The organism is Bacillus mesophilum (assembly GCF_008923265.1).
In the GTDB taxonomy this organism is placed as follows: Bacteria; Bacillota; Bacilli; order Bacillales; family Cytobacillaceae; genus Cytobacillus; species Cytobacillus mesophilum.
Genome location: NZ_WBOT01000001.1, coordinates 883,941 through 898,529 on the forward strand (window position 1 = coordinate 883,941; position 14,589 = coordinate 898,529).

The window sequence follows — 14,589 nt, forward strand, 5'->3', positions numbered from 1 at the left end:
GTTAATGACTCACCCATTTGTAGCCAATTCCCCATAATGTTTGTAAATATTTCGGATTAGAGGGCTCTTCTTCAACTTTTTCTCTTAATCTCCGAATATGGCCATTTATCACATTATCATTGCCAAGATAGTGTTCCTGCCAAACAAGGCTATACAAATCATCTTTCGTAAAAACACGGTTTTGGTTTGTGAGAAACAGCTTCAGCAGCTCAAACTCCTTGGATGTCAGTTTAATTTCTTCGTTTTCCTTATGTACAGAGTAATTATTTAAATCCGCCGTAAAAAGTCCAAAAGACACGACTTGATTATATATTGGTTCTGAATTGCCGGCATATTTTGTTACCCTTCGAATGCTTGATTTAATTCTTGCTGAAAATTCAACAAGCGAAAAGGGTTTTGCCAGATAATCATCAGCACCAAATCCCAATCCCAAAGCTTTATCCACATCCGTATCTTTTGCAGAAATGATTAAAATGGGTACAGTGCTTCTCTCCCGGATCATTTTAATCGCTTCAATTCCATCCAATTTCGGCATCATAATATCAATCACAATTAAATCTATCTCTTCCTTCTGAAAAAGGGCCAGTCCCTCTTCTCCATTAAAAGCGGTCAATACAAAATACCCTTCCTTCAATAAAAATTTTTCTAACATTTCACTGATCGAAGGGTCATCATCAATAAGCAATATGCGGTGTGACATTTTATCCTCCCTTGTTCACTTCTGTTTTTTTGAGCAAACGATTCAGCTGGTTCGGCTGAAAAAAAGCCGAACTATACAAAAAGTATAATTAGGCTCTTTTTGTTATTATACTAAAGACCGCATTCTTTAAATCGGTTTATCATGTTTCCCTCTTAAAAAACCACCATCAATAAATCTCAGCCAAATGATATGGTCAAATCGCCAAAAGCCAATGGGTATCCTTGCATCTCTCATCAAACTAAAACCAAATAGGAATAAGATAATTTTTAAAATGACCAGTTTTTATGTAAAAGAAGGTAGATGACTGTGATTAAAAGAAGACCAGGTGTAATCCGAATTGAATATTCAAAGATTTGTTCCCTATCGTTCCCTTTTTAGGCATGCCCACCTATTACTTTGAAAATGGATGTATGCATTCAACCCAGGCTATAGAAATGGTCTACTCTCCGAACACAAATAAAACGATAAAAGCAACGAAAAAGATAACAAGAAACAAAGCTAACGCATATAAAATGAAGGTTATTTCCTTTTCAAATTCGGTTCCAAAACAAACAATCCTTTCTTTATGATCAGTAAAAGTAACTCTTAGTAGATTTTTTGTTCTTCATTACTACTACCTTATCACGATACATGGCGAATCTTTTGAAAAAATTCGGCTTGTCCACTTCTTCAAAATGCCGATTCCATTTAAACATTTTAAAGAAAATCTTTATAGTAGATTTATAGTGTGATTTCTCAATATGCAATTTCTGCCGCAAAAACCTTTTCATGATTCGGTACGTTCGTGTTGAATATGCTGGTCTAAAAAAACAATAACTTCTGCATGCTGATAACTAGGAGAAACCCACTCTTCATTATGAACACCTCAATGATCCAGCTATCGGAATGAACAATTGTATTTATTAATTCTTCTCTTTCTTTCTCCGTTCTTCTACTATCACCTGACTTATTTCTGATCCAAACTACCTTATCTAACTCGTAGTTTGGAATATTGTACTTTAATGATATTTCTTTGGCTAAAGTAGTTTTTCCGCTGGCTACTGAACCAATAATATGTATTTTTGGGGTATAGGCTTTTTCAACTCACTCCACCTTAAAACGGTATATATTTACATATTCTATATTTAGGGAAGTTTTCCTCTTGCTATGATATTTTTTGTGTATGTTTGATAAAGAGATGTAAAAACATTTTATTCTCACGTTTATTAAGATAGTATTCTAACAGCGAATGTACTCTGTTGCGTACAGCTGGATTAAAATAGTTATGTTTCTCCTCATGACAACTCCATATAACTGAACTGAGTAAATGCATCATCATATGCTGCTTGCTGCACTTTCATTTTCTTTTTGCGCATTAGGTCCTTTACCTCTTTTATTGTAAGCTTAAAAGCGGTTCCACCATTTTCAGTAATTTTTCTGTCATTTTTCCAAAGAATGAAAAAAACCTTATTTCTAAGGCTTTCTAGTTTAACTACTATTGGGTCGCTCATCATAAAACAAGCTGCCGTCCCTTTGACGTTCAGCAGCTTTGTTTATTCTGCATACTTATTTTCCGTTATATTAGATTAATGCATTCCATGAATGCTTGCTAATTCTAACAGATCTGCATGTTAAGTGACTTTATTCCATGAATTATTAATTTATTTCTTCTATAGAAATTTTCACCAACTCCATTTAGAGCTTGTCAAAAATTCAATAAAAGTCATTTTTTCTGCTGCCAGTAATTCATCTGTACATGCTGAACTTGAACTGTAGCTTTTATCGTGTAGTTCCTTATACGTTGTTTCTTCAAGATAGTTCGTAGCACCTGATTCTTCAAAACACGGCGGTGCAATATATGTACCCGTATTATGATCGATAATCATTCTTGTATCACCAGGAGGATTAAAGGTAAACGGAATATAAAATAAGATCACAATTGCTAAAACTAAAAAAATACTAATTATCCTTATAATTTTCATTATGTATTCCCTTCATATCTATTAGTATCGTTAATATATAAGAATTTGCTAAGGCCTTAATATCTCTGTTCATAAGGACCATTATGAATTTCCCCTCCTGTCTGCCCCACTATAAACTCGCAATATAATGAGAAAAGCTGGATTGACCGCAGCAAAGATCACTTACAATCTGAGAAACTGTTTTTGCTTTGTCTTTAACCTTGCATATTCTCAACTCTTATATTAGAAATAACTAATATATGTGTCAATTGTGAGTACGCAAAAGAACAATTTATTATGAAAAGCTTTGCTGCCATGTTCTGCAGCAAAGCTTTTCTAAGTTATGGTGGAACAGGGCTAAATAACAATCCTTTTTAAAAATTTTTATCAAGCTTTTTTTCTAAGCAACATTCACTTTTGTTAAAAATCAACTTTAGTCAATATGTATAAAATAATTAATTAAATTGTAGCGTTTTTAATTTATAAAAGAGCCAATTTGGTTATAAATTTGCCATATGAACATATTAAATCTTATTAGTATTCTTCGTGAATATCACTACTGCAATTAACTTAAAACACCATTCACCTGGAGTTTAGGTAAATGGTGCTTTTTATTTATATCTAATTTAAAAGTTCTCTTAATAAAACCTAATATATACGCCTAAAGCAATCAATGATACGACTATTACAACTGCATAAATGATCGTCAGATTGGCTGTATTCCTTTTAGTGGACTGACGATAATTGTCATCACTTTTCCTTGTTAAAATTAAGGTTCCAATTAATGAAAGAACTAATATTAAAATAACAATTGCAATTAAAAATTCCATATCCCACCTCTTTATAATTACTATACCATTTACTCTGAGCGATTTGTATTCCCTTTCATGGAATCTCAGGTTCTTTAAAGAGTTGGATGCTGAAAATCTCTTTGACTTTTTGCTTATCTGGCGTAAGCAGCCTGCAGAAATTCTCATGTATTTAATGTGTTTATTGAAGAATCTTATCATTTCAAGGGGAATTTCAAGCTGAAGTGTTAAAGTTAAAGATTGATAACAAAATAAAAAAGCCTAATTTTAGCTTAGGCTTTTACACTTTTTATTTTAAATATTCATGTTACATATATTATATAAGGCTACCTTGTCGCTTGGCTTTGGTTAGCCAATGGTTGTTTCGTTCGTTTCTCCCCGTAGTTTATTTATTAAACGACAAATGTTTTTTACTGTAAAAGTCAGATTCATTTCTCCTTCTTTTAAAGCTTCTTCTAATTGAACCGCACCTTTTAATATACCAAAAATGGAAGTAAATCCTATATCATAAAGAGGTTCCACCCCTTCACCAATTTTACCTGCTACAGCAAAGACTGGAATATTATATTTTTTTGCAATGGTTGCGACTCCATATGGTGTTTTCCCGAATATGGTTTGAGAATCAATGCTTCCTTCACCAGTAAAGACATAGTCTGCATCTTTTATATGCTCTTCTAACCCCGTATATTCTATAACGAGTTCAATGCCTTTTTTTAATCTGGCATTTAAAAAAGCTAATAGTCCACCACCTAGGCCACCTGCTGCACCTGCTCCTTCCATGTGAGCAATATCCAGATTAAGTTCCCTTTTCACTAGCTCTGCAAAATGAGCAAGGTTTCGGTCTAGAATTTCAACTGTTTCTGGTGTTGCTCCTTTTTGAGGTCCAAAAATAGCAGATGCCCCATTAGATCCAATTAACGGATTGCTTACATCACAAGCCACATCAATCTGAACTTCTTTTATTCTGCTGTCTAATCCACTGATATCAATTTCAGCTAATAGGTCAAGTGCACCGCCGCCGTATGGCAGCTCTTTGCCATTTTGATCTTTAAAAGAAACACCTAATGCCTGCAGCATTCCTGCACCCGCATCGTTTGTTGCACTGCCGCCAATTCCTATTAAAATTCTCTTTACTCCTGAGTCAAGGGCATGCTTGATCAGCTGTCCTGTTCCATATGTTGTTGTAATTAAAGGATCTCGCTCTTGCGATGAAATTAATTCTATTCCACTCGCACTTGCCATCTCGATCACGGCAATTTCACCATGGTCAATGATTCCATATTCAGCTGTTACCGCTTCACCTAATGGACCTACCACTTCAACTTTCACGATATCTCCATCTGACATCGATGTTAGTGACTCAACCGTCCCTTCTCCTCCATCAGCCATAGGAACAATTGTACATACTGCGTCAGGAAAAATTGCGTGTATTCCTGATTCAATCGCAGTAGCAGCTTTTTTCGCCGACATACTTTCTTTGAATGAGTCAGGTGCTATTACAAACTTCATAATCATCGTTCCTTTACATAGAAATCGTTCCTGTTTACATCTTTTTTTTATTTGCTTAAATGGAAGAAGGATGACCTAAGCCATCCATCTTCATATACTAGCGCACAAGGCAAGGGCGCTTATTGTCAAATTTCCAATTAGGGATATAGAATTGCATTCCGACTGAATCGTCACGGGAATTTAATCCCATGTTATGATAAAGTTCATTTGCTTTTAGAATTTGGTCCATATCTATTTCAACACCTAGGCCTGGTTTATCCGGAATTGTTAAATAGCCATCTTCAATTTTGTATGGATCCATTGTTAAGCGCTCAATTCCTTCTTGCCAGATCCAGTGTGTATCAATAGCAGTTATTTCACCAGGAGCAGCTGCTGCAGCTTGTGTGAACATTGCTAAGGAGATATCAAAGTGATTGTTTGAGTGTGAACCCCATGTTAATCCCCACTCATGGCACATTTGCGCTACACGTACAGAACCCTGCATGGTCCAGAAATGCGGATCTGCAAGTGGAATATCCACTGACTGAAGGGAGATCGTATGACCCATTTGTCTCCAGTCTGTTGCGATCATATTCGTTGCTGTTGGAAGACCTGTTTGTCTTTTGAATTCAGCCATAACTTCTCTTCCTGAATAACCATTTTCAGCACCACATGGATCTTCAGCATATGCTAATATTCCGTGCATATCCTTACATAATGAAACTGCTTCTTTTAATGACCATGCTCCATTTGGATCCAGTGTAATTCTTGCATCAGGGAAGCGCTCTTTTAATGCTTTAATTGCTTTAATTTCTTCTTTTCCTTCAAGTACCCCGCCTTTAAGCTTGAAATCCTTGAAGCCATATAATTCCTGAGACGCTTCAGCTAGTTTTACGATTGCTTCTGGTGTTAATGCTTCTTCATGGCGAATACGGTACCATTCGTTTTCAGCATTTTCATTGCTGTAATAAGGTAAATCAGTTCTATTACGGTCTCCAATATAGAATAAATATCCTAATGTTTTTACTTTATCACGCTGCTGGCCTTCACCTAAAAGTGCTGCAGCAGGTACATTTAAGTGTTTTCCTAAAAGATCTAATAAAGCAGCTTCAATGGCTGTAACAGCGTGAATGGTGATCCGAAGATCAAATGTTTGCAAGCCGCGTCCGCCTGAATCACGATTTGCGAATTCTTTTCTGACATCATTTAAAATTTTATTATAGTTTCCAATAGAAGCTCCAATTACAAATTTCTTGGCGTCTTCTAATGTTGTTGTGATGCTTTTGCCCCCAGGTACTTCTCCAACACCGGTATTACCATTGCTATCCTTTAATATTACTATATTTCTTGTAAAATAGGCACCGTGTGCACCGCTTAGATTGAACAGCATACTATCTCGGCCAGCTACAGGATACACTTCCATTGCTGTTACGACAGGTGTTAATGCAGTTTCTTTTAATGTATTCATGTTCACCGCTCCAATTTGATTTATTAGGGTGCAGGGAAACTTTCATCTCCCTGCCCATATTTAGATGTATTATTTGCTTACTTCAGTGTTAGCCAATTTTTCATAGTATTTTAATAGACTGCTATGGTCTTCCATTTCGAATCCATCTTGTTTTAATGTATACATCATTTCAAGCACTGCTGCTGTTAGTGGCGCTGGAGAACCATATTCATGGCTTGTTTCCATTGCATTTGTTAAGTCTTTAATATGCAGATTGATGCGGAATCCTGGGTTAAAGTTGCGGTCCAGCATCATTGGCGCTTTTGCATCCAATACTGTGCTGCCTGCTAATCCGCCGCGGATCGCCTGATACACTGCTTCAGGATTTACACCGGCTTTGTGAGCTAAAACGAATGCTTCTGATACAGCTGCAATGTTTAAAGCAACAATCACTTGGTTTGCAAGCTTTGTCACATTTCCTGCTCCAACTTCGCCAACATGTACAACAGATCCAGCCATTGCTTCTAATATTTCTTTAACATCTTCAAAAACTTCTTTATTACCGCCAACCATAACGGAAATCGTTCCATCAATTGCTTTTGGCTCTCCGCCGCTAACTGGTGCGTCCAGCATTTGCACCCCTTTTTCAACTAGTTCTTTATTTATTTCCTGAGAAGCTTTCGGAGAAATTGAGCTCATATCGACAAAGATCAGACCATCACGAGCACCTTCTATTAAGCCGTTTTCTCCTAAAGCAACTTGTTTCACGTTTGGAGAATTTGGAAGCATCGTAATGACTACATCTACTTTTTCAGCAATTTCTTTCGGAGTGGACGCTGATTCAGCACCTAGTGATTCTAATTCTTTTACTGCATCTTTATTAAAGTCACTTACAACTAGCTGATAACCAGCTTTTATTAAGTTTTTACTCATAGGTTTTCCCATAATTCCTAGTCCGATGAATCCTACTTTTTTCATTGTTCAATCACTCCTACTATTTTTTAAAAGATTTATATTTAAAGAGCTATTCCTAACTCCTTAAAACGATTTAATGTTATCCAACAAATAGATTTAAGATTAGTACGCCAATCAAACCTAGGATGGCAAGAGCTGTTGTATAGGTTGTTCTTGATTTCAAGGCGTCTACTAATGATAAGTTTAGGTACTCCTTATACATCCAGAATCCTGGATCATTTACATGTGAGAAGGCTACGCTTCCGCTTGTTACTGCAAGAACCATTAATTCCATGCTAATGCCAGACGCCTGAGCGATTGGCAGCACGATACCTGATGCTGTCATAACAGCTACAGTTGCTGACCCTAATGCTATCCGTAAGATGACTGCGATTAGCCAAGCGAGGATAATCGGTGATATATCCCAGCCGCTGGTGATCTGCTGGATATAATCAGATACACCGCTTTCTACTAATATTTCTTTAAATGCTCCGCCTGCACCGATTACAAGAATGATCATCCCCATCGGTTTAATAGCATTGGAACATGAATTCATAACATCTTTTAAGCTTCTGCCGATTTTAGGTCCTAATAGATAGAATGATAGAAGCAATGCCAGCAATAATGCGATAGGTGCTGATCCAAAGAATTCCATATAGTGTCTAAAAGTGTTTCCTTCCGGTAAGAAAATTTCAGCAATAGCCAATATTGCCATCAAGAATACAGGGATTAAAGTCGCTGAGACACTTGCAAAAAAGCCTGGCATTTCTTCTTCGGTAAACATCTTTGTTGTAACTAACCCTTCAGGTATGCTCGGATTCATGCTTCTAACGAATGGAAGTCTAGGCCAAAGTAGGGCAATAGCTGTTCCAACTGGGATGGCAATCATTAATCCATAAAGCAGTGTGACTCCTTGACTGGCTCCAAAAACGCCTGCTACAGCTGCTGGACCTGGATGCGGCGGCAGGAAGCTGTGCGTTGTAGATAGTCCCACAACTGTTGGCAGCGCAACCCAGAGCAGGTTTAATTTCGTTTGCCTTGCAATTGTGAAGACCAAAGGAATCAGCAGTACGAAAGCTACTTCGAAGAACATGGTGATTCCTAAAATATAAGCTGCAATGAGCATAGCGATTTGTACTCGTTTCACGCCCATTTTATCGATCAAAGTATTGGCAATTTTCTGAGCTGCTCCAGCATCCGCCATAACGTTACCAAGCATAGCTCCAAAACCTAGAATCAAAATCAATTCATCAATTTGACCGCCGATCCCATGAGTCATTGATTCGAGTATGTGATTCAAATCCATTCCCTGCAGTAAACCAACTAATATAGCTGCTAACAGTAAAGCGATAAATCCATTCATTTTTAAAGGAATCATCAAAATAAGGATTAAAACAACACCAAGTGCCGCATAGAGTAATGGCATGGCTAATTCCCTACCTTTCTAGGTTTGTTTGTTAGTTAAAAGAGTTATATAGCTCTAAATCTTTTAAAACGTTTTCTAAAATCAGCTTGCTCTCAGGACTCATTTCTACTGCTGGTGCAAAGGCATAGCCTACATCGATGCCAACCATTCTTAACCCTTCTTTTAAAACAACCGGGAATGTAGCTTTATCTACTGCTAAGCGCAATGGAGAAAGTTTAAATTGTAATTCCAATGACTTCTTATAATCCTTTTCAATAAAAGCATTGTAAATGTCGGCAACCAATCTTGGAGCTATATTCGCTGTACTGGCGATTGCACCGGTTGCACCATGACATAATCCAGCGTAGATCAGTGTGTCGCGCCCTGCTAAAACTGAGAAAGAATCTCGATCCGTTACTCTTAAATACTCAATCATTTTTGTCATATCTCCGCTGCTGTCCTTTATTCCGACGATATTGTCAATCTTGCTCAGCTCTGCACAAGTGTTCACGTCAATCTTCACTTGTGTGCGTCCTTCATTCCCATATAGGATTACTGGCAAGTCAGTTGATTTAGCAATTGCAGCAAAGTGAGCAGTTAGTTCCTGCTGATTTGGTGTCATAAAGTAAGGTGTTAAAACGGACAAAGCAGCTACGCCGCCTACGTCTTTTGCCATTTGAGCAGTATCAATACAATCTCTTGTTGTAATTTCACTTGCTCCGCAATAAATCGGTACTCTTCCGGCTGTGTGTTCCACTGTGAGCTCTAAGACTCTGCGTTTTTGTTCTTTTGTAAGACCGTAAATCTCACCGCTGCTGCCTAGAACAAATAGTCCATGGACTCCTTCTTGGATTGTATAATCAATTACTTTCTTTAGAGAATCCTCCATAATATTTCCGTTTTTATCTAGCGGTGTAACAAGTGCTGGCAGTACTCCTTTTGCTTCAAACATGTTAGTTCCCCCTTTTTGGAATTGGATAGGTCTAATGTTGTTGAATTTTGAGAATTGCAGATGGCTGCTTCTCATTGTTGCTGAGCTTTTCTTACATTATCTAGATATTGTTCAAGTTCCTTACAACCTTTGAGAAATATTTCACAAGTTCATTGTAAACGATTACTAATTAAACTTCTTTAGGTAATCGTCTGAATTTTTTCGGTGTTTTTTATGCATTTGCCTAAAAATTACAGATGTATATATTCTCTTGTATTTTGTCAACTTCAAACAGGTGACCATATTATTACGAATTAACGAACTTATTGATTTGAAGCCATTCGGAAGGAAGCCGCTTACAAAATTTACATTATACTAAAAATATAGAGTTCCACCTTCTATTCCTAACCGGACAGGATATTTAGGCAAATTCACATATATTTGTACAAGGAGATGTTTGTATGCGAATTGATAATGTGCTAGCTCAAAAAATATCAGATAAAGTTATGACGGTTATTCCATATAATGTGAACATTATGAATGAAGAAGGATTAATAATCGGAAGCGGTGAAAAGGAAAGAATAAATACCTATCATGAAGGAGCCATTAACTCTATTGAACAAAGCAGGATGATTACAATTTATAAAACAGATCACTCCAGTAAACCTGGTGTCAATATCCCGATATATTTTAGAAATAGAATCATTGGGGTTATTGGAATAAGCGGAGATCCTAAAATCGTCGGTTCTTTTGCTGAACTTGTTCGAGTTACGGCTGAGCTGCTGATCAACCAGGAGTTTCTATTTTATGAAAGAAGAATTAAAGAACAGATGAAAGAGGAATTTTTATATCAATGGGTCTTTCGTCAGGATGATTACGATGAATCATTTACCAGCAATGCGGAAACCTTTGGCATTGTTCTTAATATCCCGAGAATGGCGATTATTGTTAAAAGGAAACAAGTAAGAGAAATGACTTTAACAGATCAAGAGTATTCTCTCAGATATAATCAGCATATGGTTTTATACATTGTGCCGGAAAATAGCGACTTTATCAGAAGATTAGAAGCCAGCAATTTAGCTAAGGGAACACTAGTTGGGATAGGAGGTTCATATACTCATTTAGCGAAATCAATTCAAGAGGCTCAGCGGGCGATTGAAATTGCCGATAAAATGGGATTGTCAATAATCTACTGTTATTATAACGAAGTTCAATTTATTGATTACCTCACAAATCGAGATGGTGACCTCCATCATATCGTTACGATTATTGAGAAAATGAACAATAGCACAAAAGGCAAAGAACTGATCGAGACCCTGCTGAGTTATGTAAAGCATAACGGCGACATGAATGAAATTGCAGCAGACCTTCATATCCACAGAAATAGTCTAAGCTATCGTCTGCAGAAGATTGAAACACTGACCGAGAAAAATCCAAAACATTTCATCGAATTATTTGAGCTTTTTACTGGGTATATTTTATATAAATTTCTGTCAGATTCGGGTAATACCAGCGATTAGATACCTTTTTGTTCTTCTCTCTCAATTTTACAGCTGAAATAAAAGCGGTTTGTTATAAACGCTTCAAGAGGTACATTCTTATAAAGAAACATTATTCCTAGAATCATTCATATAAAAATACTTCCTGAGGCGTTTCTATTTTATTAATCGATGATATACTGATGACCGGCATCATATTCCCGTCCATACTTCTCTTCTGAATGGTCCCTTCAAGATCGTACCACTCCCCTGTCGGCAGTTTCTGCACTTCCCCTTCCAGCATATATCCATATACACTGGAGTCAGCCACACAGCATGTCATAGACTGCCTGGCAATGACCGCTTCATCGTCGTTAAATTCACTTTCCCGATAAATAAATCCTTGAATCTGAATGCTAACTCCTATTAGTTGATCCAATTCTGAGTTCATTGCTTGCATCACTTTAAAGTAGTTATCATCATTTACGGTAATCCGTTTTGTCTCTTCATTGTAAATTTCACTCAGAAGCACCTCATCAGCAAAGTCTGGTGAAACAGAGCTGATGATTCCCCTGTTTGCAAGTGAAGCTGCGTTTAATTGAAAGTCTTCTGTTACAAAAGAAAGAATAATAGATGCCAAAAACACACCATATACTGGATACTCCTTCCATGAACTTTTATGAGAGTCAACGGACAAGCAATAACAGTCTGCCATTTCTTCTTTATTTGAACGAAAAAGCCGATACATTCCTAATAACAGTAAGACAATAAAGGCAAAAAGGACAAACGGCATCATCTTTGGTGCCATAATATAAGCCATGTTCCCAGTTAGATACAACTTGAATATAACAAGACTTATGGATATTAATATAATCCCCTGTAACTGCATCCGAAAAGAAACAGCCAAACGTACTTCAGAATTCATACCAGCCCCTCCTTTAAAAATACACCTGCCAGCATACACAATAAAAAGACAACCACAGTTACAATTAAAATAAAAAAGAGAACAAATTTCGTTTTAAAACTAGCAAGCATCACGAGGGTATTTTTTAAATCAAGCATAGGTCCGAAGACGAGAAAAGCAAGAATAGAATGCTGAGGCACGACATGCTGAAACGCTGCCGCAACAAAAGCATCAGCTTCAGAGCACAGAGATAACAAGTACGCCAGTCCCATCATTAGTGCTGTTCCAATGACTGGATCTGAGCTTGCTTCTATTAAAGAACCACGGTTAAGATAGACTTGTGCAGCACTAGCCAAGAACCCGCCAAAAATGAAGTATTTACCCACTAAGAAAAACTCATCAATACTATGGTTCACCATAGAGTTGAATCTTGAATAATTATGATGATGGTGCGCTGGTGCGGTGAAATCGTTTGTATGCTTACGCAAAATGTTTGAACCTGAGAAAAATACATATATGATGAGGGCAACCGTTAATGAGACAGCAATACATAAAACCATTCTGCCGATATAAATGGCAGGATCGTTTTGAAATGCAAAAAAAGTGGATCCAAATACAACGAAATTGAGAATAGGAGCAGCAGTTAAAATAGCCATTCCAGCATGAAGCGGAACCCCTTTCTGTATAAGCCGGCGGACAACAGGGATTATGGCACATTCACATACTGGTGTAATAGCAGCAATTATAATAGCAGTGATTACAGCCATTACAGGGTGCTTAGGTATCCATCTTTTGATATAGTCTTCGGAAATATACTCGTGAATAATTGAAGAAAAAATAACTCCGATCAAAAGAAATGGAATAGCCTCCAGGAAGATCCCCATAAAAATGACGAAGATTGATTTAAACTCCCCTTCAAGAATATCCCCATGAAAGAAAAAGCCCTCAAGATCTCCAAAAAAGAATAGAGACAACATAAAAAATAGTAGGATTGTTACTAATAAACTCCGCATATTAGAGATTACACTCATTAATATCTCTCCTAAATCGTAATTACTTCGAATGATTTACTATTACTCTATGTAATCTATTTGAGTTTCATTCACAAAATGATAGATTTGGATTTTAGTTCTTTTGCTTTTTAATCTGTTCGCTTTCATATAAAAGAAAAAGGCTCATTTGGTGCTAAAAGGAAATCTTTCTAGTAATTATTTGAAGATTGCTTAGACCCGTATTTTTTCAGTTGTGAATGTGGTATGTTACTCTGGGTGATACCTATGATGATCATAAAAGAATTTATAGCTAATTTAGCTTTACTGGGCACATTGCTTTTTCTATATTCTCAAGTAATCATGAAAAAGCCGCTTCAATTGCATTCATCTGCGAAAACGAAACTAATAGCAGGTATCTGCGGCGGTTTTGTTAGTATTGTATTAATGCTGTTCAGCATCAATATTGGTGATTTACTCGTAGACTTACGTTTTATACCGACACTGCTGCTTGCTTTTTACGGAGGAGCATTTCCAGCGCTGATATCCATGGCAATGACCATTATATTCCGGTTCATTCTATCAGCCGAAATTATATCTTTGTATGCATTGATTATTAGTGTGACTGGCACCTTGTTTGCCATCTTTTTTTCAAGAGTAAAATTTTCCGCTAAAATTAGAATTTTTTCCATCTACACATTTAACAACATCATTTTTTCAATCTTTTTTGTTTATCTAAGTGAAGATCCAGCTATTATAATGGAAGTACTTACTTTATATTGGCTGATTTCATATATCTCCACTTTTTTAACGTTTTATCTAATACGATATATCCGTGAAAGCCAAGCTCTGTTTGCAAAGTATAAGAATGATTCTTTAACAGATAGTCTTACAGGTTTAAACAATGTTCGTAAGTTTGATGAAGAGTTCAATAGATTTGTGCATGATGTTAAAAGTAGTGATCAGCAGCTTTCTCTTCTTTATATAGATATAGATTATTTCAAGAAAATTAACGACACATATGGACATAAAGAAGGCGACATCGTTTTAATTGAACTTGGGGCAAGGCTTCAGAAAGCGACCAGAAATTTTGATATCGTCAGCAGAAATGGCGGAGAGGAATTTACCGTTTTACTTTTGGATTGCCCTGCTGCCAGAGCTGTTGAAATTGCAGAACGCATTCGAGACAGCGTAGAAAAGGATGCCTTTCTATTAAGCACTGGCAAGTCTATTTATATTACTGTTTCAGTCGGTGTAGCGAGCTATAGAGAAACAACTGAAAACCCAGCTATGTTAATTGATGATGCGGACTCTGCACTTTACCTAGCCAAACACTTGGGCCGTAACAGAGTATGTGTGGCATCATAAAGCAATGATTCTATTAAGATTCCTTAAATATAAGGGATCTTTTTGTTTAATTTATTCTTGAAATATTCTCCTCCAAAAATAGTAATTGTCACAAAATGTTCTAACCTTTACCGATTCACAGCTAGAATTAAACGGTATATTACTATATATAGATTCAAATAAATACAACCAAAGCA

At 36.7% G+C, this 14,589-nt stretch carries 12 protein-coding genes; 2 read left to right on the forward strand and 10 right to left on the reverse strand.

Going from position 1 to position 14,589, the window contains the following annotated elements; all coding sequences use genetic code 11:
- Window position 1: 1 nt before the first annotated feature.
- The 8 genes from F7732_RS04335 to dapA all read right to left on the reverse strand — a co-directional run bounded on the left by F7732_RS04335 (window position 2) and on the right by dapA (window position 9,695).
- Window positions 2-700 carry a response regulator transcription factor gene (locus F7732_RS04335; RefSeq protein WP_066445477.1) on the reverse strand — a complete coding sequence of 233 codons (699 nt, stop codon included), beginning with the start codon at window positions 698-700 and terminating at the stop codon, window positions 2-4.
- A 1,661-nt stretch (window positions 701-2,361) separates the two neighbouring features.
- On the reverse strand, window positions 2,362-2,661 hold the full coding sequence (locus F7732_RS04345) for a hypothetical protein (RefSeq protein ID WP_151572400.1): 300 nt from the start codon (window positions 2,659-2,661) through the stop codon (window positions 2,362-2,364).
- A 617-nt stretch (window positions 2,662-3,278) separates the two neighbouring features.
- The gene (locus F7732_RS04350; protein ID WP_151572401.1) at window positions 3,279-3,470 is read right to left on the reverse strand and encodes a hypothetical protein; all 192 of its coding nucleotides are present in this window, start codon (window positions 3,468-3,470) and stop codon (window positions 3,279-3,281) included.
- Window positions 3,471-3,797: 327 nt separating this feature from the next.
- The gene (locus F7732_RS04355; protein WP_151572402.1) at window positions 3,798-4,958 is read right to left on the reverse strand and encodes a glycerate kinase family protein; all 1,161 of its coding nucleotides are present in this window, start codon (window positions 4,956-4,958) and stop codon (window positions 3,798-3,800) included.
- A 97-nt stretch (window positions 4,959-5,055) separates the two neighbouring features.
- Complete coding sequence (gudD, locus tag F7732_RS04360) at window positions 5,056-6,405, reverse strand: glucarate dehydratase (RefSeq protein WP_151572403.1); 1,350 nt, start codon at window positions 6,403-6,405, stop codon at window positions 5,056-5,058.
- Window positions 6,406-6,474: 69 nt separating this feature from the next.
- Window positions 6,475-7,362, reverse strand: a complete 888-nt coding sequence (gene garR / locus F7732_RS04365) for a 2-hydroxy-3-oxopropionate reductase (RefSeq protein ID WP_151572404.1) — start codon at window positions 7,360-7,362, stop codon at window positions 6,475-6,477.
- 76 nt (window positions 7,363-7,438) lie between these two features.
- Complete coding sequence (locus tag F7732_RS04370; RefSeq protein ID WP_066445442.1) at window positions 7,439-8,764, reverse strand: gluconate:H+ symporter; 1,326 nt, start codon at window positions 8,762-8,764, stop codon at window positions 7,439-7,441.
- 31 nt (window positions 8,765-8,795) lie between these two features.
- On the reverse strand, window positions 8,796-9,695 hold the full coding sequence (dapA, locus tag F7732_RS04375; RefSeq protein ID WP_151572405.1) for a 4-hydroxy-tetrahydrodipicolinate synthase: 900 nt from the start codon (window positions 9,693-9,695) through the stop codon (window positions 8,796-8,798).
- A gap of 440 nt (window positions 9,696-10,135) precedes the next feature.
- Between dapA and F7732_RS04380 the strand changes: the two genes are divergently transcribed.
- Complete coding sequence (locus F7732_RS04380; RefSeq protein WP_151572406.1) at window positions 10,136-11,194, forward strand: CdaR family transcriptional regulator; 1,059 nt, start codon at window positions 10,136-10,138, stop codon at window positions 11,192-11,194.
- 103 nt (window positions 11,195-11,297) lie between these two features.
- Here F7732_RS04380 and F7732_RS04385 read toward each other — a convergent pair whose 3' ends face one another.
- Together F7732_RS04385 and F7732_RS04390 are read right to left on the reverse strand one after the other, a co-directional pair.
- On the reverse strand, window positions 11,298-12,077 hold the full coding sequence (locus tag F7732_RS04385; protein WP_151572407.1) for a TIGR03943 family putative permease subunit: 780 nt from the start codon (window positions 12,075-12,077) through the stop codon (window positions 11,298-11,300).
- Window positions 12,074-13,087, reverse strand: a complete 1,014-nt coding sequence (locus F7732_RS04390) for a permease (RefSeq protein WP_151572408.1) — start codon at window positions 13,085-13,087, stop codon at window positions 12,074-12,076. Before F7732_RS04390 ends, F7732_RS04385 begins: the two co-directional genes overlap by 4 nt.
- Window positions 13,088-13,336: 249 nt before the next feature.
- Between F7732_RS04390 and F7732_RS04395 the strand changes: the two genes are divergently transcribed.
- On the forward strand, window positions 13,337-14,413 hold the full coding sequence (locus F7732_RS04395; RefSeq protein WP_151572409.1) for a GGDEF domain-containing protein: 1,077 nt from the start codon (window positions 13,337-13,339) through the stop codon (window positions 14,411-14,413).
- Window positions 14,414-14,589: the final 176 nt, after the last annotated feature.

What these genes read in the sequence shown, in the direction of transcription:
- F7732_RS04335 (WP_066445477.1), bottom strand. Translation starts at nt 700, where the DNA reads ATGTCACACCGCATATTGCTTATTGATGATGACCCTTCGATCAGTGAA.
- F7732_RS04345 (WP_151572400.1), bottom strand. Translation starts at nt 2,661, where the DNA reads ATGAAAATTATAAGGATAATTAGTATTTTTTTAGTTTTAGCAATTGTG.
- F7732_RS04350 (WP_151572401.1), bottom strand. Translation starts at nt 3,470, where the DNA reads ATGGAATTTTTAATTGCAATTGTTATTTTAATATTAGTTCTTTCATTA.
- F7732_RS04355 (WP_151572402.1), bottom strand. Translation starts at nt 4,958, where the DNA reads ATGAAGTTTGTAATAGCACCTGACTCATTCAAAGAAAGTATGTCGGCG.
- gudD (WP_151572403.1), bottom strand. Translation starts at nt 6,405, where the DNA reads ATGAATACATTAAAAGAAACTGCATTAACACCTGTCGTAACAGCAATG.
- garR (WP_151572404.1), bottom strand. Translation starts at nt 7,362, where the DNA reads ATGAAAAAAGTAGGATTCATCGGACTAGGAATTATGGGAAAACCTATG.
- F7732_RS04370 (WP_066445442.1), bottom strand. Translation starts at nt 8,764, where the DNA reads ATGCCATTACTCTATGCGGCACTTGGTGTTGTTTTAATCCTTATTTTG.
- dapA (WP_151572405.1), bottom strand. Translation starts at nt 9,695, where the DNA reads ATGTTTGAAGCAAAAGGAGTACTGCCAGCACTTGTTACACCGCTAGAT.
- F7732_RS04380 (WP_151572406.1), top strand. Translation starts at nt 10,136, where the DNA reads ATGCGAATTGATAATGTGCTAGCTCAAAAAATATCAGATAAAGTTATG.
- F7732_RS04385 (WP_151572407.1), bottom strand. Translation starts at nt 12,077, where the DNA reads ATGAATTCTGAAGTACGTTTGGCTGTTTCTTTTCGGATGCAGTTACAG.
- F7732_RS04390 (WP_151572408.1), bottom strand. Translation starts at nt 13,087, where the DNA reads ATGAGTGTAATCTCTAATATGCGGAGTTTATTAGTAACAATCCTACTA.
- F7732_RS04395 (WP_151572409.1), top strand. Translation starts at nt 13,337, where the DNA reads ATGATCATAAAAGAATTTATAGCTAATTTAGCTTTACTGGGCACATTG.